This window comes from Achromobacter sp. Marseille-Q4954 (assembly GCF_943737025.1).
Classification (GTDB): Bacteria; Pseudomonadota; Gammaproteobacteria; order Burkholderiales; family Burkholderiaceae_B; genus Achromobacter; species Achromobacter bronchisepticus_A.
Genome location: NZ_CALSFQ010000002.1, coordinates 92,444 through 116,792 on the forward strand (window position 1 = coordinate 92,444; position 24,349 = coordinate 116,792).

Annotated in this window: 24 protein-coding genes; 17 read left to right on the forward strand and 7 right to left on the reverse strand. The window is 67.5% G+C overall.

Going from position 1 to position 24,349, the window contains the following annotated elements:
- The first annotated feature begins 22 nt into the window (after nt 1–22).
- The 4 genes from NGK62_RS18455 (at nt 23) to NGK62_RS18470 (ending at nt 2,842) form a co-directional block, all read left to right on the forward strand.
- On the forward strand, nt 23–1,156 hold the full coding sequence (locus tag NGK62_RS18455) for a thiolase family protein (RefSeq protein ID WP_251879732.1): 1,134 nt from the start codon (nt 23–25) through the stop codon (nt 1,154–1,156).
- A 221-nt stretch (nt 1,157–1,377) separates the two neighbouring features.
- Nucleotides 1,378–1,791, forward strand: coding sequence for a PaaI family thioesterase (locus tag NGK62_RS18460; RefSeq protein WP_059373177.1), 414 nt, complete (start codon nt 1,378–1,380; stop codon nt 1,789–1,791).
- Between the two features lie 249 nt (nt 1,792–2,040).
- Nucleotides 2,041–2,316 (forward strand): hypothetical protein, encoded by a 276-nt coding sequence (locus NGK62_RS18465; protein ID WP_251879733.1) that lies wholly within the window; start codon nt 2,041–2,043, stop codon nt 2,314–2,316.
- Between the two features lie 4 nt (nt 2,317–2,320).
- Nucleotides 2,321–2,842: a helix-turn-helix transcriptional regulator gene (locus NGK62_RS18470; RefSeq protein WP_251879734.1), complete on the forward strand. Its 522-nt coding sequence runs from the start codon at nt 2,321–2,323 to the stop codon at nt 2,840–2,842.
- Between the two features lie 12 nt (nt 2,843–2,854).
- Here the strand turns inward: NGK62_RS18470 and NGK62_RS18475 are convergent, their stop codons facing one another.
- Complete coding sequence (locus NGK62_RS18475; RefSeq protein WP_251879735.1) at nt 2,855–3,769, reverse strand: LysR family transcriptional regulator; 915 nt, start codon at nt 3,767–3,769, stop codon at nt 2,855–2,857.
- 143 nt (nt 3,770–3,912) lie between these two features.
- Here NGK62_RS18475 and NGK62_RS18480 point away from each other — a divergent pair, with 143 nt between their 5' ends.
- The 3 genes from NGK62_RS18480 (at nt 3,913) to NGK62_RS18490 (ending at nt 7,795) form a co-directional block, all read left to right on the forward strand.
- Entirely contained in the window at nt 3,913–4,884 is a 972-nt protein-coding gene (locus tag NGK62_RS18480) for a Bug family tripartite tricarboxylate transporter substrate binding protein (protein ID WP_251879736.1), read from the forward strand.
- Between the two features lie 7 nt (nt 4,885–4,891).
- Entirely contained in the window at nt 4,892–6,019 is a 1,128-nt protein-coding gene (locus NGK62_RS18485; RefSeq protein ID WP_118932179.1) for an alpha-hydroxy acid oxidase, read from the forward strand.
- Nucleotides 6,020–6,181: 162 nt separating this feature from the next.
- Complete coding sequence (locus NGK62_RS18490; protein ID WP_251879737.1) at nt 6,182–7,795, forward strand: ABC-F family ATP-binding cassette domain-containing protein; 1,614 nt, start codon at nt 6,182–6,184, stop codon at nt 7,793–7,795.
- Here the strand turns inward: NGK62_RS18490 and NGK62_RS18495 are convergent.
- The gene (locus NGK62_RS18495; RefSeq protein ID WP_251879738.1) at nt 7,788–8,243 is read right to left on the reverse strand and encodes a GNAT family N-acetyltransferase; all 456 of its coding nucleotides are present in this window, start codon (nt 8,241–8,243) and stop codon (nt 7,788–7,790) included. The genes NGK62_RS18490 and NGK62_RS18495 overlap by 8 nt on opposite strands.
- Nucleotides 8,244–8,350: 107 nt before the next feature.
- On the opposite strand from NGK62_RS18495, the gene NGK62_RS18500 reads away from it, so the two are divergent.
- Complete coding sequence (locus tag NGK62_RS18500; protein WP_251879739.1) at nt 8,351–9,625, forward strand: hypothetical protein; 1,275 nt, start codon at nt 8,351–8,353, stop codon at nt 9,623–9,625.
- Between the two features lies 1 nt (nt 9,626).
- On the opposite strand, the gene NGK62_RS18505 is transcribed toward NGK62_RS18500, so the two are convergent.
- The 4 genes from NGK62_RS18505 to NGK62_RS18520 form a co-directional block, all read right to left on the reverse strand.
- A complete protein-coding gene (locus NGK62_RS18505; RefSeq protein WP_059373162.1) occupies nt 9,627–10,193 on the reverse strand; it encodes a hypothetical protein in 567 nt (188 codons plus the stop codon).
- A complete protein-coding gene (locus tag NGK62_RS18510; protein WP_251879740.1) occupies nt 10,190–10,771 on the reverse strand; it encodes a hypothetical protein in 582 nt (193 codons plus the stop codon). Before NGK62_RS18510 ends, NGK62_RS18505 begins: the two co-directional genes overlap by 4 nt.
- Nucleotides 10,768–11,364, reverse strand: coding sequence for a hypothetical protein (locus NGK62_RS18515; RefSeq protein ID WP_251879741.1), 597 nt, complete (start codon nt 11,362–11,364; stop codon nt 10,768–10,770). Before NGK62_RS18515 ends, NGK62_RS18510 begins: the two co-directional genes overlap by 4 nt.
- A gap of 154 nt (nt 11,365–11,518) precedes the next feature.
- Nucleotides 11,519–12,085 carry a hypothetical protein gene (locus NGK62_RS18520; protein ID WP_251879742.1) on the reverse strand — a complete coding sequence of 189 codons (567 nt, stop codon included), beginning with the start codon at nt 12,083–12,085 and terminating at the stop codon, nt 11,519–11,521.
- 177 nt (nt 12,086–12,262) lie between these two features.
- Here NGK62_RS18520 and NGK62_RS18525 point away from each other — a divergent pair, with 177 nt between their 5' ends.
- From NGK62_RS18525 to NGK62_RS18565, 9 genes are all read left to right on the forward strand, one after another.
- Nucleotides 12,263–13,039, forward strand: a complete 777-nt coding sequence (locus tag NGK62_RS18525; RefSeq protein ID WP_118933295.1) for a GntR family transcriptional regulator — start codon at nt 12,263–12,265, stop codon at nt 13,037–13,039.
- A gap of 93 nt (nt 13,040–13,132) precedes the next feature.
- Entirely contained in the window at nt 13,133–14,092 is a 960-nt protein-coding gene (locus tag NGK62_RS18530; RefSeq protein WP_251879743.1) for a Bug family tripartite tricarboxylate transporter substrate binding protein, read from the forward strand.
- Nucleotides 14,093–14,124: 32 nt separating this feature from the next.
- Nucleotides 14,125–14,847, forward strand: coding sequence for an arylmalonate decarboxylase (locus NGK62_RS18535; RefSeq protein ID WP_251879744.1), 723 nt, complete (start codon nt 14,125–14,127; stop codon nt 14,845–14,847).
- A gap of 323 nt (nt 14,848–15,170) precedes the next feature.
- A complete protein-coding gene (locus NGK62_RS18540) occupies nt 15,171–15,884 on the forward strand; it encodes a gluconate 2-dehydrogenase subunit 3 family protein (RefSeq protein ID WP_059373140.1) in 714 nt (237 codons plus the stop codon).
- A 3-nt stretch (nt 15,885–15,887) separates the two neighbouring features.
- Entirely contained in the window at nt 15,888–17,663 is a 1,776-nt protein-coding gene (locus tag NGK62_RS18545) for a GMC family oxidoreductase (protein ID WP_059373138.1), read from the forward strand.
- 12 nt (nt 17,664–17,675) lie between these two features.
- A complete protein-coding gene (locus NGK62_RS18550) occupies nt 17,676–18,989 on the forward strand; it encodes a cytochrome c (RefSeq protein WP_251879745.1) in 1,314 nt (437 codons plus the stop codon).
- Between the two features lie 256 nt (nt 18,990–19,245).
- Nucleotides 19,246–19,758, forward strand: coding sequence for a P-loop nucleotide/nucleoside kinase family protein (locus tag NGK62_RS18555; RefSeq protein WP_251879746.1), 513 nt, complete (start codon nt 19,246–19,248; stop codon nt 19,756–19,758).
- A gap of 69 nt (nt 19,759–19,827) precedes the next feature.
- The gene (locus NGK62_RS18560) at nt 19,828–21,471 is read left to right on the forward strand and encodes a VRR-NUC domain-containing protein (RefSeq protein WP_251879747.1); all 1,644 of its coding nucleotides are present in this window, start codon (nt 19,828–19,830) and stop codon (nt 21,469–21,471) included.
- A complete protein-coding gene (locus tag NGK62_RS18565; protein ID WP_251879748.1) occupies nt 21,468–23,738 on the forward strand; it encodes an ATP-dependent DNA helicase in 2,271 nt (756 codons plus the stop codon). Before NGK62_RS18560 ends, NGK62_RS18565 begins: the two co-directional genes overlap by 4 nt.
- Here the strand turns inward: NGK62_RS18565 and NGK62_RS18570 are convergent, their stop codons facing one another.
- Nucleotides 23,739–24,146 (reverse strand): group III truncated hemoglobin, encoded by a 408-nt coding sequence (locus tag NGK62_RS18570; RefSeq protein ID WP_059373127.1) that lies wholly within the window; start codon nt 24,144–24,146, stop codon nt 23,739–23,741.
- Between the last annotated feature and the right edge of the window lie 203 nt (nt 24,147–24,349).

A 24,349-nucleotide genomic window follows, 5' to 3' on the forward strand; every position in this document is an offset into this window, starting at 1 on the left:
CTGCTCCTGGGAAGCTGAAACCATGAAAGCAGTCATAGCCGCTTATGCGCGCTCGCCTTTCCACTTTGCCCGCAAGGGCCGGTTGGCCGGCTTGCGGCCCGATACCTTGGCCGCGCAGGTGGTACAGGGCCTGCTGCGGCGCACGGACCTGGATCCGGCGTTGCTGGAGGACGTGATACTGGGCTGCGCCTATCCGGAAGCCGCGCAAGGCAACAATCTGGCGCGCATCGTCGGCCTGCTGGCCGGCCTGCCCCTGGAGGTGGGCGGCATGACCGTGAACCGCTTCTGCGGTTCGTCGATGCAGGCGGTGCACATCGCGGCGGCGCAGATCGAGGCCGGCATGGGCGAGGCCTTTCTTTGCGTGGGGGTGGAATCGATGACGATGGTGCCGCAGGGCGGCTTCAACTTTTCGCCCAACCCCGAGCTGCAGGCGACCAGCGACGCCTACCTCTCCATGGGCGAGACGGCGGAGAACGTGGCGCAGCGTTGGAACGTCAGCCGAGCCGACCAGGAACTGCTGGCGCTGCAATCCCACCGCAAGGCCGCCGCGGCGCGCGAGCAGGGCTTGCTGGCGGCCGAGATCGTGCCCATCCGCTTGCCGGACGGCGAGGTGGTCGATGCCGACGGCTGCATCCGTCCGGGTACCACGCTGGACGCATTGGCGGGACTCAAGCCCGCGTTCCGCGCCGATGGCGTGGTCACGGCGGGCACCTCGTCGCCGCTGACCGACGGCGCGGCGGCGGTGCTGGTTGCCAGCGACGGCTTCGCGGCGCGTCACGGCCTGGAGGCGCTGGCGCGCATCCGCAGTTTCGCGACCGTGGGCGTGGACCCGGCCGTCATGGGCATAGGTCCGATACCTGCCACGCGCAAGGCGCTGGCTCGCGCGGGGCTTGCGGCGGCAGACCTGGACGTGGTGGAGATAAATGAGGCGTTCTCGTCGCAGGCCCTGGCCTGCGTCCGTGAGCTGGGCCTGGACATGGCCCGGGTCAACATCGACGGAGGCGGCCTGGCCATCGGTCATCCTTTGGGCGCCACGGGCGCGCGCATCACCGGCAAGGCTGCGGCGTTGCTGGCGCGCAGCCAAGGGCGCTATGCGCTGGCCACGCAATGCATAGGCGGCGGCCAGGGCATCGCCACGGTGCTGGAACGGCCCTGAACCCGATCGACAGCCGGACCTCATCGAACCATGCGCACGCATGCCTCCATTTCCCTTGGCCGCGATGCGGCCTTTGCCTTAACGGGGGCCTTGGCCTGAGCGCGGGGCAGTTGGGCTTGTTCTTCGCGTGCATGGCGCTCGGATGCGCCGCGCTGATGGCGGGCAAGCGCCGGCGGTAGTACCTTCCTGATTCTCGACAACCTGTACAGAGGACACATTCAATGCTGCGCTCCCCCGAAACCATAGAAAGTCTCTTCGAACGCCAGCGCGGCACGCTGCCGGACACCTTCGGCGTGCGGCCGCTGTCCATCGAGGAAGGACGCATGTCCATGGAAATGACGGTGGCGCCGTGGATGATGGCGCCCAACGGTTATCTGCACGCAGCCTCGCAGGTGATGCTGGCCGATACCTGCGCCGGCTACGCCACCCTGGCGCATCTGCCCGCAGGGGCCAAGGGCTTCACCACGCTGGAGCTGAAATCGAACTTCCTGGGCACCGCGCGGGAAGGCGTGCTGACCGTCGAGGCGGTGGCGGAACACATGGGCCGCACCACCCAGATCTGGTCGGCGACCGTGGTCGACGCAAGCGGCCGCAAGCTGTCGCTGTTCCGTTGTTCGCAGATCATCCTCTGGTGAGCGCGCGGCCCGAAGATGGGCCGCAATGGTAGAACCCGCAAGCCATTCCAGTCCTTTCGTCCGTTTCTCAGACGGATTCAGCCTTGGTTCCCGCGAGTGCCCTCGATAAGCTGCAACGTCGGCTTTCAGGGCCGGCGGCCACGGAGGACGCTGTCCATCCACGACATCCGGCGCTGTTGGCATCCCTGAAGCTGTAGTCAGGTTGTCCATTGACAACCTGTTTGAATGTCTTCATACTGGATACCAATGATGGCTCGTCCGTCCCATCCCAAGAAAGAGGTAGAGGCAGCGCTGCGCCTTGCCGAAGAATGCGGCTGGCGCGTGGAAGTTGGCGGCAGCCATGCCTGGGGGCGGATCTATTGCCCCAGCAATCTGGCGGACTGCCGTTGTGGCGAATTCTGCATCACCAGCATCTGGAGCACCCCGAAGAACCCCGGCAATCATGCGCGCGCCTTGCGGCGCGTCGTAAACAACTGTAGTGCGCACCGCCGGTTGCCCGAAGCAGACGGCGGCGCATGGGAGTAGTGCGATGGAATACACCTTTACCTTGAAGTACCAGCTTGCGGACGTCGATCACGACATCGATGCGCTGGTCGAACGCCTGGGTGCGGCCGGTTGCGACGATGCCCTGGTTGGCACCGGGCTGCCGGGGCGCATTGCGCTGGCGTTCACCCGCGAATCTGAAAGCGCGGAAGCCGCGGTGCGCTCGGCCCTTGGAGACGTCAGGCGCGCGGTTCCAACCGCGAAGCTGATCGAGGCCGCGCCCGATCTGGTGGGCTTGACCGATGTGGCCGAGATCGTCGGGGTTTCCCGCCAGAACATGCGCAAGCTGATGCTGGCGTATCCGGACAGCTTTCCGCTGCCGGTCCACGAGGGCAGCACCTCGATCTGGCACCTGGCGGACGTGCTGGCGTGGTTGCAGGCCAAGGGCGGCTATCCGCAGATCGAGCAGGTCATGGACGTGGCCCGCGTGGCCTTGCAGGTCAACGCCGCAAAGGAAGGGCAGCGCGTTTCGCGTGCTGCCTCCAAGGAACTGGAAACGCTGGTGTGATGAGCATTGCGCCTACGTTGGCGCGCCTGCCCGCGCCAGCCTCCTGATTTCGTCCAGGAAGCGCATGGCCGGCCCCGGCAGTATGCCTACACGCCGATGGTAGGCTGAAAATCTGCGCTCATGGTCCAGTCCGTCCACCCGCAGTTCATGGATCAGGCCGGCCTTGAGTTCGGCGCCGTACATGGGTCGTGTCAGCCAACTGACGAAGCCGGAGTACGCGACCAGGCTCTTGATCAGCGGAATCGACGTGCTGGAAACCGCGATGGCCGGCGCGGGCAGGCCCCGGGCCTTGAACAGCGACATGAGCCGGTTGTGCGGCTCTGTGCGTTGCGGCACGAAGCACCAGCGCTCTTCCAGCAAGGCCTCCATGCTCACTGCCGCGTCGCCTTGTCGCGGGTGGCCGGCGCCGACGACGACGTTCATGCTTTCTTGCCATGCGCAGTTGCGGGCAGACACGATGCTGGCGGTCTCGGGCGCTTCCGGGGCAATCACCAGGTCGACCTGATAGCTGTCCAGCGCCGTAGCCAATTCGTCCCAGATTCCCTCGACCACATCGATGGCGATGCCAGGCCACTTAGCCAGGAACGCCTCCAGCGCCTTGGGGATGAAGAGGGCGGACGCGCCCGCGGTGACGCCCAGGCGCAGCGCGCCTGTCGCCAGGCCGCGCATGCGGTTCATTTCATCGCGGGCGATCTTTTCTTCGCGGCATAGCAGTTGCGCGTGCGGCGCCAGGGCCTTGCCGTATGCCGTCAGGCGCATGCCGCCGGAATGCCGCTCGAATAGCGGTTCGCCGACAGCCGCTTCAAGACGCTTGACGATGCGGCTGAGAGCGGGTTGCGTCAGGTTCATTTTGTCCGCTGCCTTGCCGAGTGAGCCTTCGTCCAGCACCGCAAGGAACGCGCGCAATTCATTGAGGTTGTATGCCATACCGAAATGTAATGACTTATGCGCTAAATAACAATTTTCAGGAATGAGGAGCGGCCTCACACTCTCTCCATCCAATACGGCCTGTCCCGCGGTCGGCAACTGAGCAGGGACATGCGCGGCATACACACATGGAGAGTAGCGACATGCAGAAACGTTTGTTCCTGAAAGCGCTGTTTGCATTGGCGGCCGGCTCGGGCGCGGCGGCCTGTTGGGCCCAGGCCAGCGACAAGCCCATTGAATGGGTCCATCCCTATCCCGTGGGCGGGGGCTCCGACGCCATTGCGCGCAAGCTGGCCGAAAGCGTGGGCGCGCAGATGGGGCGCAGCTTCTTCGTCAGCAACAAGCCGGGCGGGGCCACCAACATCGCCGCGGCCTATGTGGCCAATGCCCGCGCCAATGGCAACATCGTCTTCACCGGCGACTTCGCCACCCTGGCGGCCAATCCGCATCTGTTCGCCAGCCTGCCTTACGACAGCGCCCGGGACTTCGTCTCGGTCGGCCTGTATGCCCGCTATCCGATACTGCTGGTGGTCTCCAGCAAGGTGCCGGCCAGCAACCTGGACGAGTTCCTGCAATGGGCGCGCGCCAATCCGGACAGCGCCAATTTCGCCAGTTCCGGCGTGGGCTCTCCCCAGCACCTGGCCGCCGAACTGTTCCGCGAGCGCACCGGCCTGAAAATGACGCACGTCGCCTACCGCGGCGGCGCGCCGGCGGTAACGGACTTGATGGCAGGCGCGGTGTCCTTCGCCTTGATGGACGCTTCCACGGTGGTGCCGCAGATGAAGACGGGCAGGCTCAAGGTGCTGGGCGTGGCCAGCCCGCAGCGGATGAAGAATTTCCCGGACATCCCCACGCTGCATGAACAGGGCTTGAAGGATTTTGAGGCGTTCGCGTGGCAGGGCATGCTGGTTCCCGCCGGCACCCCCCGCGCCACCGTGGACGCGTTGAACCAGGGGCTGGCGGCGGCGCTGAAGACGCAGGCGGTCATCGATTTCTACGCCAACATCGCGGTCGAACCCTGGTTCAGTTCGCCGGACCAGATGGCAAGCTTCGTGGCGGGCGAGAACAGCCGCTGGGGCAAGATCATCCGCGAACGCGGCATCACCCTGCAGTAGGTGCGGCGTGCTGTTGACGATGGAGGATTACCGAAACCGGGCCAGCAAGGTGCTGCCCCGTTTCGTGTTCGAGTTCGTGGACGGGGGCGCGGAGCACGAAACCTGCCTGCGGGCCAACCGGGAAGACTTCGAGCGGATCCGGCTGACGCCGCGGGTGCTCAGGGATACCCGAGAAGTCGACGCTTCGGTTGAGGTGTACGGATCGGTCTGGCGGCAACCGTTTGCGCTGGCGCCCACCGGCCTGAATGGCGTGATCCGCCCCGGCGGCGACGGCATGCTGGCGCGGGCGGCGGCGGAAATGGGCGTGCCGTTTGTCCAGTCCACCGCCTCGAACCAGCGGGCCGAGGACGTGCGCGCCATCGCTGGCGGCGGCGAACAATGGCTGCAGCTATATGTAATGCAGGACCGCCGGCTGGCCGAACAGCTCGTGCGGCGGGCGCGCGCGGCGGACTACCGTGCGCTGGTCCTGACGGCTGACGTGCCGGTGGGCGGCAGGCGCTGGCGCGATGTGCGCAACGGCTTTTCCATGCCGTTCCGGATCACGCCTCGGATCGCCTGGGACGTGGCGCGGCGGCCCGGGTGGGCGCTGCGCATGCTGCGCGGTGGCCCGCCGCGCTTCGTGAACCTGGCTGCACACGCCGACGAATCCCTATCCATGGAGGTGCAGGCCTCCCTGCTTGCGCGCAGCATGGACCGTTCATTGACCTGGGACAGCCTGCGCTGGCTGCGCAGCCTGTGGGATGGCCCCTTGCTGTTGAAAGGCGTGCTGCATCGCGAGGATGCCGTCCTGGCGGCGCGGCATGGCGTGGACGGCCTCATCGTGTCCAACCACGGCGGCCGCCAACTGGATGCCGCGCCCTCGTCGATCAGCGTGCTGCCCGGGATCGTCGACGCGGTCGCCGACCGCATCCCGGTATTCCTGGACAGCGGCGTGCGCAGCGGCGCGGACATCGTGCGTGCCCAGTCTCTGGGGGCGCGCGCCGTATTCATCGGGCGGCCCGCGCTGTATGGCCTGGCTTGCGGCGGCGCGCAGGGTGTGGCCGATGTGATGCGTTTGCTGGCGGAAGACTACGAGCGCACCATGATCCTGTCGGGACGGACAGGCGCTTGTGGCGCGCGGCGGGAGCAGGCATAGCCTTACCTTTGCGCCCGCGCCGCCGTCGCTCTTACAATGCCGTATTCATCACCTCACCAGGAGTCATTCGCCATGCGCCACTGATGCCGCCGTCTTCGCGACGGCCAGTCTCCACCCACCCCCAAAGAGCAGGGGGAGTTCTTGGCATCCTTGGAATTGCACATGACGAATCCCTATATCGCGCTGGAAGGCGTGTCTTATGTTCTGCCGGACGGCAGAACATTATTCTCCGGTCTCGACGAACAGTTCGACCTGCGGCCTGCCGGGCTGGTGGGCCGCAATGGCGTGGGCAAGAGCGTGCTGGCCCGCATTCTTGCCGGACAACTGCCGCCGGCCCACGGCCGCTGCCTGCGTTCGGGCAGCGTGCATTACCTGGCCCAGCAGGCGGCGCCTGGCGCGGCGGAAACCGTGGCCGGCCTGGCGGGCATGCAGGCCACGCTGGCTGCGCTGGGACGCATCGAAGCGGGTAGCGCCGCCGCCGAGGACTTCGACATCGTGGGCGAGCGCTGGGATGCGCGCCTTGCGTTGCAGCAGGAACTGGAACGCTGCGGCCTGGGCCACCTGGATGCCGCGACGCCGGCCGCCGCGCTCAGCGGCGGCGAGGCCATGCGTGTCGCCCTGATCGGCGCCTTGCTGTCGGACGCCGACTTCCTGATCCTGGACGAACCCACCAACCACCTGGACAGGCCGAACCGGCTGGCCCTGGCCGAACAGCTGCGACGCTGGCCGCGCGGTTTGCTGGTGATCAGCCACGACCGGCAATTGCTGGAGGCGATGCAACGCATCGTGGAATTGTCGCCGCTTGGGTTGCGCGGGTATGGCGGCGGCTACAGCTTTTACGCGCAGCGCAAGGAAGAGGAACGGGGCCGCGCGCTGTCGCTGCTGGAGCAGCGCAAGCATGAGCGCCAACGCGAAGAACAGGCCCTGCGCGAACAGCGCGAACGCCAGGAGCGCCGCCAGGCGCGCGGCAACCGGCAGGCGCGCGACGCCAATCAGGCCAAGATCCTGCTGGGCCGGCAGAAGGCGCGCAGCGAAACCTCCGCCGGCAAGCTGCGTCGCCAGCATGAGGCCGTCAGCGAGCAGCTTGCCTTGCGCGTGCGCGAGGCGGCTGGGCAGATCGACGAGCAGGACGCCATCGTGTTGCATGCGCCGCCAGCCGCAATGCCAGCGCAGCGGCGCGTCGCCGAGCTGGACGCGGTGGAGCTGCCGTTCGTCCCGGCCGCCACGCGCCGCATCGACCTTGCGCTGGGCGGGCGGCAGCGCGTGGGCGTGGTCGGTCCGAACGGTTGCGGCAAGTCGACCTTGCTCAAGGTGCTGGCGGGGCAGCTGCAGGCATCGGGCGGAACCTGCCGAGTCGCGGCAAAGGCCGTGTATCTGGATCAACGATTAGCCATGCTGGCGCCGCAGCAGTCCGTGCTGGCGCAGCTGCAAGCGGCCAATCGCGGCGCGACGCAAGCCGACTTGCGCACGCGCCTGGCCCAGCTGGGGCTGGACGCGCGCAAGATCGCGGCGCCCAGCGGCGAACTCAGCGGAGGAGAGCGCCTGAAGGCCGCGCTGGCCTGCGCGCTGTACGCGGACCCGCCCGCGCAGCTGCTGTTGCTGGATGAACCCAGCAATCACCTGGATCTGCCGTCGATGCAGGCATTGGAGGCGATGCTGCGCGCCTACCGGGGCGCCCTGGTCGTGGTGTCCCATGACGACGCGTTCATGGACAGCCTGGACCTGACGCACCGGCTGGCCGCGGGCAGCGGCGGCTGGCGTCTGGAAACTATCTGATCGACAGTTCCAGGATGTCGTCGCCGGCGTCATCGCGTTCTCCGGTGGGCGTCCAACCCAGGTGGCGGTAGAAGCCATGGGAGCGCACGGCGGGATCGCTGGCGCAGGCGAGGAACAGGCGTTCGTGTCCCAGGCTTGCCAGATGCTGGACCATCAACCGCAGCAGCGCCTTGCCTGCGCCCTGGTTTTCGCTTTCGGGCAGCAGGGCCAGCACCACGATTTCACCGGTCTCGCGGTCGCCGAAGCAGTAGCCTGTCACACGGCCGTCCGCACAGGCGACGAAGCCACGCAGATCGCCCGCGCGTACGCCGGCGGCCCAGTTGTCCTCGGTGATGCCCAATGCGCGCAGTTCCTCCACGGAAAATGCGTTCTCTCTGGTCAGGCCTCGGATCGTCACGCAGGCAGGGACGTCGTCGGCGGTGGCGGGGCGGAATGTCAATGTGCTCATGTCCGCATATTGACACCCTGTGCGCAATCGTGGCGAGCGGTAACACTCCGCGCGTCCCGGCGGCATTAACATCGTCCGCTTCAATCCGCGCACTGCAGGGTGTAGGCATGCTCGAGTCCGTACTCGCGCCATGGGCGCTCACCGGCCGGCTGTGGCTGCGGTTCTGGCCGCAATTGATGGCGCTGGTGCTGGCAGGCACGCTGGCCCGCGATGTGCTGCTGTGGGTGGCGGCGCAGACCGGCTTCGCCAACCATCTCGCCGGCCTGGCCGTGCTTACGCTGGTGGCGCTGGCTCAGTTGGTGACCACCGTCGCGATGTTTCTCGTGCTGCTGCCGGGGCTGCCGGCCTTGCGCGGCGCGCAGGAAGCGGCGCGCGCCGGGCAGGCGGAGACGGGCGGGAGCAGAGGGCGGCTGGGGCAGGCGTTGACGGTGGCCTTGCTGCCGTTCTTCGCCTACTACGCGGCCTGGGGCTTTCTGGGCGACATCGTGCGGCAATACTCGCGCCTGGCCTACGGGCTGGATCCGCTGGGCGAGCACGGCAACGTGCTGGACGCGCTGGATTCCCGCTGGCTGCTGGTCTCGGTGGCGATTTCGTGGCTGGTGCGCAAGGCGGCGGTGACGGCGCGCGACCGCACGGGCAAGGGCCGCTGGCAATGGCTGGTGGTGCTGTGCGAAACCAACTGGGTGCTGATCGGCTTGTACGTCATCAGCCGCTGGAAGGACCAGGCGTGGCAGTGGCTGGCCGACCGGCGCGGCCTGGAGGCGTTGCTGCAGTCCCTGATGAACATGCTGACGCCCGTCACGAATGCCTGGGCGGCGGGCATGACGCCCGTGGAGGCGCAAGGGCCCGGCCTGGGCACGACGCTGATCAGCCTGTTCTTCTATGCCTTGTTGCCGGTGATATGGCTGGTGATGGCCGCGTTGGTCTATGGCTATGACGTGCGCGACGATGCCGATCTCAGGCGCTATCAACGGCTGCAACGGCTGGGCGACCGCTACCGCGCCGTGCCGCGTTTTCTGCGCGATTTCATCGAGCATTTCGTGGCCGGCTACCGCAAGCGTTATCTGCCGCTGGCCAGCGGCGTGCGGTTGGCCTTTCACAGCAGCGCGCTGCTGCTGGTCACGCTCATCGTGGGCTACCGCCTGATCGACTGGGGCGCCGCGTGGCTGTGGTACGGCGCGGCGCGCCTGATCGGTCCGAACGACCTGGATACCTGGCAGGTGCTGGCGCATGGCGTTTCGCTGCTGTTCGGCAGTCCGTTCCGCGATTCTTCCACGGGCCTGCTGATCGAGCCCCTGCGCATCTGCTTTCTTGCCGCCGTGCTGGAATGCGCTTACGCACCCTGGAAGATGCGCAGCGCGGCGCCCGCGCCCGCGGCATGAGTCAGCCGGCAGGATCCGGCGGCGCGAAGCGCAGGTAGGCGGGCCGCTCGGCATCGATGGACACGGTGATCGACCAGGGCGCGGCTGCGTCGGCGGGCACCATGAAGGCTTCCATGATTTCGACGCTGGCGCCGGGGGCGGCGCCGCTGTGGGCCGCGGCCACGCAGCCGCGCGCGGTGCCGCGCGGCAGGCGCAAGGCCGGGGCGATGGCGGGCAGCCAGGTGCGCCCCTGCGCATCATGCAGCGCAATGCGGCAGCCGCGCCAGCGCGTGGGCAGATCGGCAGATTGCACCTGCACGGAGAAGGCGGCCAGCGCGGCGCGCGAGCCGGGCTGCCAGCCCCTGCCGGCCGGCGGCTCCAGCACCGCGAATTGCCGCAACTGCCATTGCGCGCCGCCTAGCGGCGCCTGCGCGCCAGCCGCTATCTCGCGCGGCCGCAGTTCGCGGCCCTCGAGCCAGCGTGCCACGCTGTCGCGGGCGCTCCAGTACAGCGTCAGGGCCAGCAGGATGGGCAGCAACCAGAGGCTGCGGCGGCGCCAGCGGCGTTCGCTCGCGGCCGCATCATTCATGGGGCGGCCTCCTGTTCGAGATCGTAGCTGGTGGCGCTGACGGGCCGGCCGGAGGCGTCCAGCGGGATGTCGTCCAGCGCAATGCGCACCTGCGAATCCAGGCGCGGGTCATAGCGCGCGGACAGCAGCAGCGTGGCGTCGCGCGCCTGATCGGGCCGGATCTCGAACACCAGCCGCACGATGCGCGGCAGGCCCGGTTCCACGGCGTGGGGCGGCTGGTTGCGCGCGAGCACGAGACGGTCCGTGTGGCGGTAGGCCAGGCCGTCGGGTCCGAGCCAGGCGGCTTCGCCGACAGTGGCCGACGTGTCCCGGGCCGCCAGGCGCAGCCAGACGATGGCCCATACGCCGCCCGTCGTGCGCGTCTGCGTAGCGCTCAGGCTGCGGTAGCGCAATTGCTGCGCGAACTGCACGCGCTCCACGGTGACGTCGAACTGCCTGGCGCTCACCGTCTGTCCCATTGCGCCGCTTGCCGTGATGGGTCCGGTCAGCGCCATGTAGCGGGGCGTGCTGCGCTGCATGGCGTACAGGGCCAGCGCGGCGGCCAGCACCAGCAGCAGCGTGCCCAGCCGCGCGCTCATGGCGCTGACTCCGGTGCGCCGTCCGGGGCTATCGGCAACTCGATCCGGCCCACGTTCGCGGGATTGAACCAGCCCGGCGCGCCATACAGATTGTCGACGGGCTTGTAGATCTTGCTCTGCAGGGCAAGCGCGGTGCGCACGGGCGCCGCGGCCGCGGGCGGCAGCATCCAGACGAAGGCCATGCGCTCGGGCAGGCCGGGCTGCAGATAAGGCATTTGCTGCGAGTCGCGCAGGCCGACCACCATGGGCTTGCCGGCAGCCGCTCCCAGCGGCGCATTCCAGCGCAGCAGTCCGAGATAGTCGGCGCTCGATTCGGCCGTGCGGTTGGTGAGGTCGGCCTCGACCACCAGCGCGGTGGCACCTGGCTTGACCGGCACGCCGTAGACCTTGGGGGTGGACGCGGTCCAGGCGCGGCGCGGCACCACCTGCCACTGGCCGGTCTGGATCGAGACATCTGGGCCATATACCGGTTCGGACGCGCGGTTGAGCTTGCCGTAGGCGCCGTAAATCGCGACGCTGGCCGCGGCGAGCAGAGAGCCTATGCCTGCCAGGCTGGCGGCGATACGGGCTCTGAGCGAGTGCAGTACGCGCATCCGGACTCCAGGCGCGCAGATGGCGCGCATCGGGAATCCCAGATCGTAGGCGCGCTGCTCCTGGCGGGTTCTGTCCTTATGTTTCCATGCATGTCGCGCATGGCGTTGCCACGTGCGGCGGCCAAGTTTTGAAACAATTCGTCGGGAGCATGCCTCAGAACAGGTTCAGCGCCCGCGCCACCCACCAGCCCAGGCCGATCGCGACGCCGATCAGCAGCGTCCTGCGCAGGCCGCCGCCCTTGGGCGGCACGGCGCCCGGCGGCAGGCCCGTGTTCGGGGCGGACTGAACGGATGCCGCCGGGGCGCGGGTCGGCGCCGGGTCATCGGTCTCGATCACGAACTCAGGCTTGGCGTCCTGCGGCTTCAATCCCGGCGCCAGGTTTTCCACGTCCACGCCGGCATTGCGCAGCATGTCCCACAGGCCGCCGTCGCCCTGGCCGGCGCGCAATGCCTCGATGCGTTCGCGTTCGGCGCGCGGCACGTCGTCCAGGCTGTCGTACTTGTGGCCGTTGACCGTGACCGCGCCGTTCTTGATCTCGACCTTGAAGGACTCGCCGTTTTCGGTGCCGGCATAGCTCCAGGTCTCGTTGACCGTGGCGCCGTCCATCCCGCCGTCCAGCAGTGCTTCGATGTTGGCGCGCTGTTCGGGCGTCAGGTCCTGCGCGGCGCTCCAGCTGCGCGTCGTCGTGGTGCTGCGCCAAGTCTTGGTCTTGTCGTTCATTGGATATCCATAGGTGTGCGGATCGCGTCCAGCGCGGCATGCCTTGTCATTAATGCAGAAGGCGTTTTCCTGTCAAGAAAATCAGAACGGCGCGCGGCTTGCCGGAGCGCGGGCGTGCGTTGATATATCAGATCTCCCTGACGATAATTCTTCCACTGTTGCCCGCTAGGAATCGTGATGCAGAAGCCTTACCCCGCCACGGCGGCTGATCGGATACGGCAGACGCTGGAGGATCAGATCGTCAATGCCGAGTTGCCTCCGGGCCTGGCGCTGGACGAGGCGTTGCTGGCGCAACGTTGCGGCGTTTCGCGCACGCCCGTGCGGGACGCCTTGCTGCAGCTTTCGGCCCAGGGCTTCGTGCACATCAAGCCGCGTGTCGGCATCTTCGTGGCGGCGCTGGAACCCGGCGAACTGGCCAATATGTTTGAAACCCTGGCCTATCTGGAAGGGCTGTGCGCGGGGCTGGCCAGCCAGCGCATCACCCAGGCCGGGCGCGCCGAACTGCTGGCTGCGCACCGCGACGCCGAGCCGGCCCGGGCCGCAAGCCGTCCCGGCGGCTACGCCGCGGCGAATCTCGCGTTCCACGACATCCTCTATCGCGCCAGCGGCAACAGCTACCTGATCCAGCAGATCATGGCGATACGCAAGCGCACCCATCCGTACCGGCTGCGGCATTTCGACCAGCCGGGCCGCCTTGCCTGTTCCTGGCGGGAACACGCCGGCGTGCTGGAGGCGGTGCTGGACGGCGACGAGCGTGCGGCCTCGCAGGCCGCCACCCGCCACATCGTCGAGGGCGGGCAGCAGTTCCGCGAGTTCGCCGAGCGCTTTCCGCAGGGGCTGTACGCCGCGGTAGGCAGCATGCGCGCCGCGGAGCAGGCCGCGCCGGCCGCGGCCACGCTTGCCTGGCTGTATGGCCCGCGCACCGCGGGCAGGCATACCAAGCCGGTCAATTGAACCTTGTCCACCGCGTTTACCGGCGCCGGCCGGGGCGCGATGCTGTCCGGCGTTTTTGCGCCATCGATCAAAAACAGAAGCAGGAGACTAGCCGTGTTCCATCGAGTTGCAGGCCTTGCGGCCGCCTTGTTCATCGCCGCCGCCAGTCCGGCCGCGCAGGCGCAGACCACGCCGGTCAAGATCGTGGTCGGGTTCTCGCCGGGCGGCGGCGTCGATACCTTGGCGCGCCTGTTGGCCCAGGGGCTGGCGCAGGCGATCGACCGGCCGATGGTGGTGGAAAATCGCGCGGGGGCTGGAGGCACCATCGCCGCCGACGTGGTGGCGCGCGCCGAGCCCGACGGCGCGACCTTGCTGTTGGCGGATACCTCGCTGCTGCTTGCGCCGCACATCTATCCGAAGGTCAATTACCGGATGAACACGAGCTTCACGCCGGTCGCCATGGTGGGCGACGCCGGGCTGGCCTTGGCGGTGCCCGCAGCCAGCCCGGCGCGCACGCTGCCGGACCTGCTGGCCATGGCGCGCAAGGAGCCGGGCCGCTACACCTACGCCTCGGTGGGTGTGGGCTCCATGCATCATCTGGGTGGCGAACTGATCAAGTCCATGGCCAACGTGGATCTGGTGCATGTGCCATACAAGGGCGGCAGCCCGGCCACCCAGGCGGTCGCATCGGATCAGGTGTCGTCCGCCATTTCCAGCCTGCCGGCGGTGATTCCGCAGGCAAGCGCGGGGCGCATACGCATTCTGGCGGTGCTGGGCGCAGAGCGGTTCCCGGGCTTGCCGGATGTGCCGACCGTGGCAGAGACGCTGCCGGGCTTTGACGCGACCCCGGCGATCTTCCTGCTGGCGCCAGCCAAGACGCCGCCTGCCGCGCTGGCAAGGATCACGCAGGCGCTGCCGCAGGTATTGGCCGACGCCAAGCTGCGGGAAGCTTTCATCGCGCAGGGTTCGCTGGTGCGCTACCAGCCCGCCGACGCGCTCGCCGCGTGGCTGCCCGCGCAGGAGCAGCGCTGGGTCGACCTGATCTCGCGCGCCAAGCTGACCTTCGCCCCTTGAGATTTTCGGTATCCACAGTAGGAGAACTTTTCATGCAGCAAGCAAGCACTCCCACCATCGGCATGATCGTGCCGCCCGCCGCGGGTCTGGTGCCGGCGGATGGGGCGCGGCTCTATCCCGATCTGTCCTTCATTGCCAGCGGGCTGGGGCTGGGCTCCGTCACGCCGGAAGGCTATGACGCCGTGATCGAATCGGTGGTGGACCATGCGCGCCGCCTGCAAGAGCAGGGCGCGGCGGTGGTTTCGCTGATGGGCACCTCGCTCAGCTTCTACCGGGGCGCGGCCTTCAATGCCGCGTTGACCGTAGCGATGCGCGAAGCCACGGGACTGCCATGCACGACCATGAGCACGGCGGTCCTGAACGGATTGCGCGCCCTGGGCGTGCGCCGCGTCGCGTTGGCGACGGCCTATATCGACGATGTGAACGAGCGCCTGGCGGCATTCCTGGCCGAAGAGAGCCTGGTTCCCACCGGCTGCCGCAGCCTTGGCATCACGGGCGTGGAGGCCATGGCGCGCGTGGATACGGCCACGCTGGTCGACCTGTGCGTGCGTGCCTTCGAAGCGGCGCCCGATAGCGACGGCATCCTGCTGTCTTGCGGCGGCTTGCTGACGCTGGACGCCATACCCGAAGTCGAGCGCCGCCTGGGCGTGCCGGTGGTGTCGAGTTCGCCGGCGGGGTTCTGGGACGCCGTGCGGCTTGCGGGGGGAGGGGCGAAGGCAAGGCCCGGATACGGCCGGCTGTTCGACGAGTCCTGACGATAGCGGCTCGCCGGCGGCAAGGCCGCAATCGCGCGCTAGCCGCGCACCGCAGTGACATGAAACCCGCGCAAGCGGGTTTCTTACTTTGTCCTTAATGCAAAACTTATTTTCATGTCAAGAAAATCGATCTGATATGGTCTGTTGAGCGTATCAGATGGCTTAAAAAGCGCATAATGTGCGCACCCTTTCCCAAGCTGCATGTCATGGGGATCGGGTCGATTTTCTGTAAGCGAAGAGCGTGTTGTCACTAGCTCGGCGGTTCGTGTTCCCAGGTTCATGTTCGGTAGCTAGGACAACTTGGAGTATTCACGGAGATGTCTATGACAGAAGACGCAAAGCCGCGCAGGCGGTTCCTGCAGGCGTTGGCCATCGTGCCGGCGTCGACGCTGGCGGTGGGCGCAATGACCACCGGCTGTACCAACGAGCCGGATAGCGCCGCTGCGCGCGCGGCCAAGCCCTACGAACCCACCTACTTCACCAAGGCCGAATGGGCCTTCATCGTGGCCGCGGTGGATCATCTGATTCCCGCAGACCAGTACGGTCCCGGCGCCATCGAGGCCGGCGTGCCGGAGTTCATCGACCGCCAGATGGAAACCCCGTTCGGCCACGGCAAGCTCTGGTACATGCAAGGTCCGTTCCACACCGACCAGGTGCCGGAACTGGGTTACCAGCTGAACCAGAATCCCCGCGAGGTCTACCGCCACGGCATCGAGGCCTGTGACGCCTGGTGCGTGAAGACGCACGGCAAGGTCTATGCCGAACTGGACAAGGCGCTGCAAGAGCAGATCCTCAAGGACCTGCAAGGCGGCAAGATCGAATTCGAGAGCGTGCCCGCCAGGACGTTCTTCAGTTTCCTGCTCTCCAACACGAAGGAAGGTTTCTTCGCCGATCCGATGTACGGCGGCAACAAGAACATGGTGGGCTGGAAGATGGTGGGTTTCCCGGGCGCGCGCGCGGACTTCATGGACTGGGCCGACCAGCCCAACGCGAAGTATCCCTACGGCCCCGTGTCGATCTCTGGGGAGAAGGGTTAAGCCATGGCGATCAAAAAAGACAAAGTCGATGCGGTGCTGGTCGGGTTCGGCTGGACCGGCGCGATCCTCGGCCAGGAGCTGACCGAGGCCGGGTTGCACGTGCTGGCGCTGGAGCGCGGCGCGATGCAGGACACGCCCAAGGACGCCGAGTACCCCAAGGTTGCGGACGAGTTGGCGTATTCCGTGCGCGGCAAGCTGTTCCAGGACCTGTCCAAGGAAACCGTGACCATCCGCCATGGCGTGGACGATGTGGCCGTGCCGTACCGGCAGAACGGTTCGTTCCTGCTGGGCACGGGCGTGGGCGGGGCGGGCTTCCACTGGAACGGCATGCACTACCGCGTGTTGCCCGAAGAGCTGGAGCTGCGCACCCGTTACGAAACGCGCTACGGCAAGAGCTTCATTCCTGAAGGCATGACCATCCAGGATTTCGGCGTGACCTATGACGAGCTGGAGCCGTACTTCAGCAAGTTCGAATACGTCTGCGGCACCTCCGGCAAGGCCGGCAACCTGAACGGCCAGATCGTCGAAGGCGGCAACCCGCTGGAAGGCAAGCGCAGCAAGGAATTCCCGCTGCCGCCCCTGACCACCACCTACGGCGCCCAGCTGTTCGACAAGGCGGCGCGCGAAGTCGGCTTCCATCCGTATCCGGCGCCCGCGGCCAATGCCTCGGGTCCGTACACCAACCCATATGGCGTGCGCCTGGGGCCCTGTAATTTCTGCGGTTTCTGCGAGAACTACGGCTGCTACATGTATTCGAAGGCCTCGCCGCAGACCACCATTCTGCCGGTGCTGCTGAAGAAGCCCAACTTCGAACTGCGCACGCATTCGCACGTGATCAAGGTCAATCTGGATTCCAGCGGCAAGAAGGCCGTGGGCGTGACCTACATCGACGCGCAAGGCCGCGAAGTGGAGCAGCCGGCGGACCTGGTGATCCTGTCGGCCTACCAGATGCACAACGTGCGCCTGCTGCTGCTGTCCGGCATCGGCAAGCCCTACGATCCCAAGACCAATGAAGGCGTGGTGGGCAAGAACTACGCCTACCAGATGAACGGCGGCGTCAGCGTGCTGCTGCCCAAGGGCACCCAGCTCAACCCCTTCGTGGGCACGGGCGCGGGCGGCGTGGGCATGGACGACCTGAACGGCGACCAGTTCGACCACGGTCCGCTGGGTTTCCTGGGCGGCGCCAGCATCCGCCACGTGCGCTACGGCGGCCGTCCGATCAAGCAGACGCCCACCATGCCGGGTACGCCCACTTGGGGCACGGGCTGGAAGGCCGGGGTGCAGGACGCCTACCAGCGCCACATGACCATAGGCATTTCCGGTTCGGTGATGTCGTACCGCGACGCCTACCTGTCGCTGGACCCCACCTACAAGGACAGCTTCGGCCAGCCTCTGCTGCGCATGACCTTCGACTGGCATGACAACGAATTCGACATGCTGGGCTACATGGGCAAGCGCATGGAAGAAGTGGCCAAGGCCATGAAGCCCGAAAAGTATGCCGTGGGGGTGCGCAAGAAGGGCGCGCGCTACGACACACGGGTCTACCAGAGCACGCACAACACGGGCGGCGCCATCATGGGCTCCAATCCCAAGGAAAGCGTGGTCAACAAGTACCTGCAGAGCTGGGACGTGCCCAACCTGTTCGTGATGGGCGCCTGCGTGTTCCCGCAGAACATGGGCTACAACCCCACCGGCCTGGTCGGGGCGCTGGCCTATTGGTCGGCGCAGGCGATCCGCGACCTGTACCTGAAGAATCCCGGCCCGCTGGTCCAGGCTTAAGGAGACGGCACAATGATTAAGCAGACCATTGTTGCGGCCATCTCCGCCCTGGCGGCCAGCGCCGCGTTCGCCGCGGACGGCACGCCGGCCGCCGCCGACGCCCAGATGATCAAGCAGGGCGAGTACCTGTCGCGCGCCGGCGACTGCATCGCCTGCCACACGGCCAAGGACGGCAAGCCGTTCGCGGGCGGCCTGGGCATCGATTCGCCGCTGGGCATGATCTATTCCACCAACATCACGCCCGACAAGAACACCGGCATCGGCGGCTACTCCTACGAGGACTTCGACCGTGCCGTGCGCCACGGCGTGGCCAAGGACGGACACTCGCTGTATCCGGCGATGCCGTACACCGCCTACGCCAAGGTCACGCCCGAGGATGTGAAGGCCCTGTACGCCTATTTCATGCACGGCGTCGAGCCGGTGAAGCAGGAGAACAAGGACACGGACATCATCTGGCCTTTGTCGATGCGCTGGCCGCTAGGCGTGTGGCGCTGGATGTTTGCGCCTGACGTGGCCACGGCGCCGGTGACGGCTGACACCCAGGGCGCCGACCGCGCCGCGCTCTTGCGCGGCCAGTACCTGGTCGAAGGCCTGGGCCATTGCAGCACCTGCCACACGCCGCGCGGCGTCGCCTTGCAGGAAAAGGCGTTGACCGAGGCGGACGGCTCGGCCTTCCTGTCCGGCGGCGTGGTCGAAGGCTGGCTGGCCAAGAACCTGCGCGGCGACACCACCGACGGCCTGGGCAGCTGGAGCCAGGCGGACATCGTGGCCTTCCTGAAGTCCGGCCGCAACGGCCATTCCGCGGCTTTCGGCGGCATGGCTCAGGTGGTGGGCGACAGCACGCAGCATCTGTCCGATGCCGACCTGAACGCCATCGCGGCCTATCTGAAGAGCCTGCCGCCGGTGAACAAGGACGCCACCAAGCCGCTGGCCTACAACGAGTCCGTGGCGCAGGCGCTGCGCACAGGGCACGACAAGGGCGACGGCGCCATGGCGTTCCTCAACAACTGCGCGGCCTGCCACCGCAGCACGGGCAAGGGCTATGCGGAAACCTTCCCGCAGTTGGCGCTCAGCTCCACGGTGAACTCGGCGGACCCCGCGTCCCTGATCCACATCGTGCTCAAGGGCGCGCAGATGCCGGCCACCGCCGCCGCGCCGACTGCTTACGCGATGCCGGGCTTTGACTGGCGCATGACCGACAAGGAGGTCGCCGACGTGGTGACGTTCGTGCGGTCCAGCTGGGGCAACCAGGGGGCGGCCGTCACCGCCGCCGACGTGGCCAAGGTGCGCAAGGATGTGGGGGCGGCGCCGCAGCCGGCGCGTTGACGCCTGACCGCGCGCGCGGCGCCGGCAAGCCCTTGCGGCTGCCGGCGCCGCGTTTTTCATGGGCGATTTGACAAGCCCCGATGCCGGGCGCAAGCTACGCCACATGCATAGCCCCGCAACCGCCTTCGCGCTGATTATTACCACCATCAGGTCCATGGTGGGTTAGCGCGCGTCGGTACATCGCTACATAAACCCGCCAGAGGCGGGTTTTTTGTTGGCCCGCCTCCTGCCGCAGTTTTTTCCAGGAGAGCACTTCATGATGTCCACAGAACCTTCCACCACGGCCACGCCCATGCTGCACTTCCTGTGCGGCAAGATCGGCGCCGGCAAATCCACGCTGGCGCAGGCGCTGGCGGCGCGGCCCGGCACCATCCTGCTCAGCGAGGACAGCTGGCTGGCGACGCTGTACCCCGGAGAGATCGTGGACCTGACCGACTACGCCCGCTGCGCCAGCCGCCTGCGCAACGCCATGGGCAGCCATGTGGCGGCGCTGGTCAGGGCGGGTTTGTCGGTGGTGCTGGACTTCCCGGCCAACACGCGGCGCAGCCGCGCATGGCTACGCCAGGTGGCGCAAGAGGCCGGCTGCGCCCATCAGCTGCATTTCCTGGATCTGCCCGACGAGGTCTGCAAGGCCAGGCTGCGCGCGCGCAATGCCTCGGGCACGCACCCATACACCACCACGGACGAACAATACGACGCGATCACGGCGTACTTCGTCGAGCCGGAAGAAGACGAAGGTTTCGTTCTGGTGCGCCACGGGCAGGCCTGAAGCGCGGGACGCGGGACGGGCGCGCCTGCTATGATTGCTGGATAAATATCCAGTCCTCCGGCCCGGCCGATGTTTCCCGCCTACCGTTACTACTATCTGCACAACTTCCAGCGCGCGCTGACCTGGGTGGGCGAGCGCTACGCCGACCTGCTGGACAACGCCGAGCGCGGCTTCATGGCGGAATTTCCCGCCTTGCCGCAGGCATCCCAGGCCCTGATGGTGCGCATGCTGATGCGGCGCGGCCCCTGGTTCCGCGCCAGCCGGCTGACCTACGAAGAGATCGGCGCGACCGAGGCTGCCGCCGGCCCGCTGCTGCAATTGGGCTGGCTGGACGCGCAGGCGCCGATGACGCTGGATGAACTCTTCGGCCTGCATACCAAGCTGGAGCTGAACCGCATGTTTGCGCAGCTGCCGGCCAAGTCCGCCTCGCGCAAGGGCGATCTGCTGGAGGCCGCGCGCGCGGCGGGCGCGGATGCGCGGCCTTATGCGGACTGGAATCCCGCGGCGGACGAGCCGGTCTGGCGCGTCACCGTATCGGACATCTGCGAGCGATTCCGCCTGATGTTTTTCGGCAATCTGCACCAGGACTGGTCGGAGTTCGTGCTGGCCGACCTGGGCGTGTTTCAGTACGAGACCGTGCCGTTCGACGCCTCGTCGCGCGCCTTCCAGACGCGTGAAGACGTGGACTGCTATCTGGCGCTGCACGCTTGCCGCGTCGCGCTGGAAGAGGGGGCCGATGCCGATGCGCTGATGCTGGCCGTCCAGGCCTGCGCCAGCGGCAACCCCTGGCTGGAAAAGCGCCGGGCCAAGGTTCTGCTGCGCATCGGGCAGGCTTGCGAGCGGTTGCAGGACTGGGGCACCGCGCAACGCGTGTACGAGGCCTGCGCGTATCCCGGCGCGCGCCACCGCCGCATCCGCGTGTATGAGCGCATGGCGCGGCACGGCGACGCATTGGCCCTGGCGCTGCAGGCCCAGGCTCAGCCTGAAAGCGAAGAGGAAAGCCAGCGCCTGGCGCGCATGCTGCCGCGGCTGTACCGTGGCGCAGGGCAGGGCGCGCCGGCGCGCGAACCGGCTCCCGCCTTGCTGCGCACCGATCTGACGCTGGCGCGGCCGGCAGAGCCCGCCTCGGTGGAGTTCGTCACGCGCGACCACCTGCACCGCGACGATGCGCCCGTGCACTACGTGGAAAATGCGCTGATCAATTCGTTGTTCGGACTGCTGTGCTGGCCCGCGGTGTTCGCGCCCTTGCCAGGCGCTTTCTTCCACCCGTTCCAACGCGGCCCGGCCGACCTGGACGCGCCGGATTTCCATGAGCGCCGCTCGGCGCTGTTCGCGCAGTGCTTGGCGCAGCTGGACACGCCGGGCTACCGCGACCTGATCCTGCATCGCTATGCCGAAAAATCCGGCCTGCAATCGCCCTTCGTTTTCTGGGGCGCGCTGTCGGAGGACCTGCTGACGCAGGCGCTGGACTGCCTGCCTGCCGCCCACTTGAAGCTCTACTTCGAACGCCTGCTGCGCGACGTCAAGACCAACCGCTCCGGCCTGCCGGACCTGATCCGCTTCTGGCCGGCCGAGCGCCGCTATGAACTGATCGAGGTCAAGGGGCCGGGCGACAAGCTGCAGGACAACCAGATCCGCTGGCTGCGGTATTGCGTGTCGCATGGCATGCCGGTGCGGGTGTGCCACGTCAGCTGGCGCGAGGACGACGCATGAGCTATGCCGTGGCGGTGCGCGCCCTGTGCGAATTCACGGCGCGGGCAGGGGATCTGGACCTGCGCTTCACGCCCGCGCCCACCGGCCTGGAGGGCATGGCGGGCCACGCGGTCGTGACGGGCCGCCGGGGGCCGGATTACGAGACCGAGGTGGCGCTGTCCGGCCAGCATGAAAACCTGCTGGTGCGCGGCCGCGCCGACGGCTACGACCCCGTGGCCAAGCAGCTCGAAGAAATCAAGACCTACCGCGGCCAACTCGATAGCGTGCGCGACAACCACCGCGCCGTGCATTGGGCGCAGGCCAAGGTGTATGGGCATCTGCTCTGCCAGGCGCGCGGACTCGCAAGCCTGCGCGTGGCGCTGGTGTACTACAACGTGGTCACCGAGGAAGAGACGGTGCTGGTGGAAACGCACGAGGCCGCCGCGCTGGAGGCGTTCTTCCGCGAGCAATGCGGACGATTCCTGGCCTGGGCGGCGACGGAACTGGCGCACCGCCAGTCGCGCGACGCGGCGTTGGAGGCGCTGAAGTTTCCGCACGGCGAATTCCGCGCGGGTCAGCGCGAGCTCGCCGTGGCCGCGTACCGCACGGCCCGCGACGGCGGCTGTCTGATGGCGCAGGCGCCCACCGGCATAGGCAAGACGCTGGGGACGATTTTTCCGCTGCTCAAGGCCAGCCCGGGCGCGGGCCTGGACAAGATCTTCTTCCTGGCCGCCAAGAGCCCGGGCCGCGGCCTGGCGCTGGAGGCGCTGGACACGGTCAACGCGCAGCCCGCCGCGCCCGGCTTGCGGGTGCTGGATCTGCAGGCGCGCGACAAGACCTGCGTGCATCCGGACCTGGCCTGCCATGGCGAATCCTGTCCGCTGGCCCAGGGCTTCTACGACCGCTTGCCGCAGGCGCGCGAGGCCGCGCTGGCGCACGCGCGGCTGGATGCCGCGACGGTGGCCGCGGCCGCGCGCGAACACCAGGTCTGTCCGTACTACCTGTCGCAGGAGCTGATCCGCTGGAGCGACGTGGTGGTGGGCGACTACAACTACTACTACGACGCCACGGCAATGCTGTACGCCATGACGCAGGCCTACCAGTGGAAGGTGTCCGTGCTGGTGGACGAGGCCCACAACCTGGTCGACCGGGCGCGCCGCATGTACACGGGCGAGCTCGACCAGGCCTCGCTGGCGGCGGCGCGCTACGCCGCGCCCAAGGGGTTGAAGAAGTCCCTGGATGGCTTGCAGCGCTCATGGAACGCGCTCAACAAGAAGCAGGCAGAGCGCTACCAGGCCTATGACGAAGTCGCGGCCGGGGTGCTGGCCGCGGTGCAGAAGGCGGTCGGCGCGATCATGGAGCACATGGCCGAAAACCCGTTGCCGCAGGATGATCCCCTGCTGGGGTTCTATTTCGAGGCCTTGCAGTTCATGCGTCTGGCCGAGCAATTCGGCTCGCATGCGCTGTTCGACGTGACCTTGTCGGACGCCAGCGCGGCCGGCGCCAAGATGCCGCCCTCCGTGCTGTGCGTGCGCAACGTGATCCCGGCGCCGTACCTCGCGGCGCGTTACGCGGCCGCGCACGCCACGGTGCTGTTCTCGGGCACGCTGAGCCCGCAGCAGTTCTACCGCGACACGCTGGGCCTGCCCGCGGCCACCCCCTGGCTCGACGTGGCCGCGCCATTCCAGGCCGAGCAGCTGGCGGTGAGGGTGGTAGGCAATGTGTCCACGCGCTATCGCGACCGCGAGCGCTCGCTGTCGCCCATCGTCGAACTGATTGCGCGGCAATACGCCGAGCGGCCGGGGAACTACCTGGGCTTTCTCAGCAGCTTCGACTATCTGCGCCAGGTGTCGGACCGGATGCGTGAGCGCCATCCTTCGGTGCCGATCTGGCTGCAGACGCCGGGCATGGACGAGGCGGGCCGCGCCGCGTTCCTGGCGCGCTTTACCGAAACGGGGCAGGGCGTGGGTTTCGCGGTGCTGGGCGGCGCTTTTTCAGAAGGCGTGGACCTGCCCGGCAAGCGGCTGATCGGCGCGTTCATCGCCACGCTGGGGTTGCCGCAGGTGAATCCCGTGAACGAGAACATGAAGCGCGCCATGGACTTGCGCTATGGCGTGGAGAACGGCTACGACTACACCTACCTGTACCCCGGCATGCAAAAGGTGGTGCAGGCGGCGGGCCGCGTCATCCGCACGGAACACGACGTGGGCACGGTGCACCTGATCGACGACCGCTACCGCCGCGCCAAGGTGCGCGGCTTGTTGCCCGGCTGGTGGCGAGTGGAGTGATCAGGCCGGGCGCAACTCGGTCAGCGGCTGGTTGGGATCGCGGCTGAGCTGGTAGCCGTACCACAGGCTGCGCGCCATGCGCCTGGCCATTTCCTGTGCCGCGTCGGCCAGGGCGCGGTTGGGCAGGGCGTCGGTGGTCTCCTGCCACAGCGCCAGCCAGCGCTCGAACAGTTCCGCGCTGAGATGCGGCATGGCGGCATGCTTGGGCATGGGCATGCCGGTGAAGCGGCGTGTGCCCAGCAGCACGGCGGACCAGAAATCCGACAGGGTCGCCAGATGCTCGTCCCAGTCGTGCACTTGACTGTTGAAGACCGGGCCCAGCTGCGCGTCGGCGCGCGCCTTGCCGTAGAAGGCGTGCACCAGGTCGCGGATTTCGGCTTCGGTGCAGATGTCGGCGGTCGAGTTCAAGCTCGTCTCCTTGGGGGGCGGATGGCGATCTTAGGGCGGGTGCGCCCGCCAGCGGTTTGATCTGGCGCAAGTTTTCCGGCCTGCCGCGGGATCCGGCGCGGCAAGCGCGGCGCCTGCGGTTTGCGTAGTATTGTCTGCCTGCGCGGCCGGCGTCCGGCAAGCGCGACCCCATATGAACAGGCGCCCCGAGTCGAAGGCGCGCC

Excerpts from the sequence above, each read along its gene's own strand:
- NGK62_RS18525 (WP_118933295.1), top strand. The coding sequence starts at position 12,263 with ATGCAGAAGCCTTACCCCGCCACGGCGGCTGATCGGATACGGCAGACG.
- NGK62_RS18565 (WP_251879748.1), top strand. The coding sequence starts at position 21,468 with ATGAGCTATGCCGTGGCGGTGCGCGCCCTGTGCGAATTCACGGCGCGG.
- NGK62_RS18550 (WP_251879745.1), top strand. The coding sequence starts at position 17,676 with ATGATTAAGCAGACCATTGTTGCGGCCATCTCCGCCCTGGCGGCCAGC.
- NGK62_RS18465 (WP_251879733.1), top strand. The coding sequence starts at position 2,041 with ATGGCTCGTCCGTCCCATCCCAAGAAAGAGGTAGAGGCAGCGCTGCGC.
- NGK62_RS18510 (WP_251879740.1), bottom strand. The coding sequence starts at position 10,771 with ATGAGCGCGCGGCTGGGCACGCTGCTGCTGGTGCTGGCCGCCGCGCTG.
- NGK62_RS18535 (WP_251879744.1), top strand. The coding sequence starts at position 14,125 with ATGCAGCAAGCAAGCACTCCCACCATCGGCATGATCGTGCCGCCCGCC.
- NGK62_RS18470 (WP_251879734.1), top strand. The coding sequence starts at position 2,321 with ATGGAATACACCTTTACCTTGAAGTACCAGCTTGCGGACGTCGATCAC.
- NGK62_RS18460 (WP_059373177.1), top strand. The coding sequence starts at position 1,378 with ATGCTGCGCTCCCCCGAAACCATAGAAAGTCTCTTCGAACGCCAGCGC.
- NGK62_RS18545 (WP_059373138.1), top strand. The coding sequence starts at position 15,888 with ATGGCGATCAAAAAAGACAAAGTCGATGCGGTGCTGGTCGGGTTCGGC.
- NGK62_RS18540 (WP_059373140.1), top strand. The coding sequence starts at position 15,171 with ATGACAGAAGACGCAAAGCCGCGCAGGCGGTTCCTGCAGGCGTTGGCC.
- NGK62_RS18505 (WP_059373162.1), bottom strand. The coding sequence starts at position 10,193 with ATGAATGATGCGGCCGCGAGCGAACGCCGCTGGCGCCGCCGCAGCCTC.
- NGK62_RS18515 (WP_251879741.1), bottom strand. The coding sequence starts at position 11,364 with ATGCGCGTACTGCACTCGCTCAGAGCCCGTATCGCCGCCAGCCTGGCA.
- NGK62_RS18490 (WP_251879737.1), top strand. The coding sequence starts at position 6,182 with ATGACGAATCCCTATATCGCGCTGGAAGGCGTGTCTTATGTTCTGCCG.
- NGK62_RS18500 (WP_251879739.1), top strand. The coding sequence starts at position 8,351 with ATGCTCGAGTCCGTACTCGCGCCATGGGCGCTCACCGGCCGGCTGTGG.
- NGK62_RS18475 (WP_251879735.1), bottom strand. The coding sequence starts at position 3,769 with ATGGCATACAACCTCAATGAATTGCGCGCGTTCCTTGCGGTGCTGGAC.
- NGK62_RS18480 (WP_251879736.1), top strand. The coding sequence starts at position 3,913 with ATGCAGAAACGTTTGTTCCTGAAAGCGCTGTTTGCATTGGCGGCCGGC.
- NGK62_RS18555 (WP_251879746.1), top strand. The coding sequence starts at position 19,246 with ATGATGTCCACAGAACCTTCCACCACGGCCACGCCCATGCTGCACTTC.
- NGK62_RS18520 (WP_251879742.1), bottom strand. The coding sequence starts at position 12,085 with ATGAACGACAAGACCAAGACTTGGCGCAGCACCACGACGACGCGCAGC.
- NGK62_RS18560 (WP_251879747.1), top strand. The coding sequence starts at position 19,828 with ATGTTTCCCGCCTACCGTTACTACTATCTGCACAACTTCCAGCGCGCG.
- NGK62_RS18455 (WP_251879732.1), top strand. The coding sequence starts at position 23 with ATGAAAGCAGTCATAGCCGCTTATGCGCGCTCGCCTTTCCACTTTGCC.
- NGK62_RS18495 (WP_251879738.1), bottom strand. The coding sequence starts at position 8,243 with ATGAGCACATTGACATTCCGCCCCGCCACCGCCGACGACGTCCCTGCC.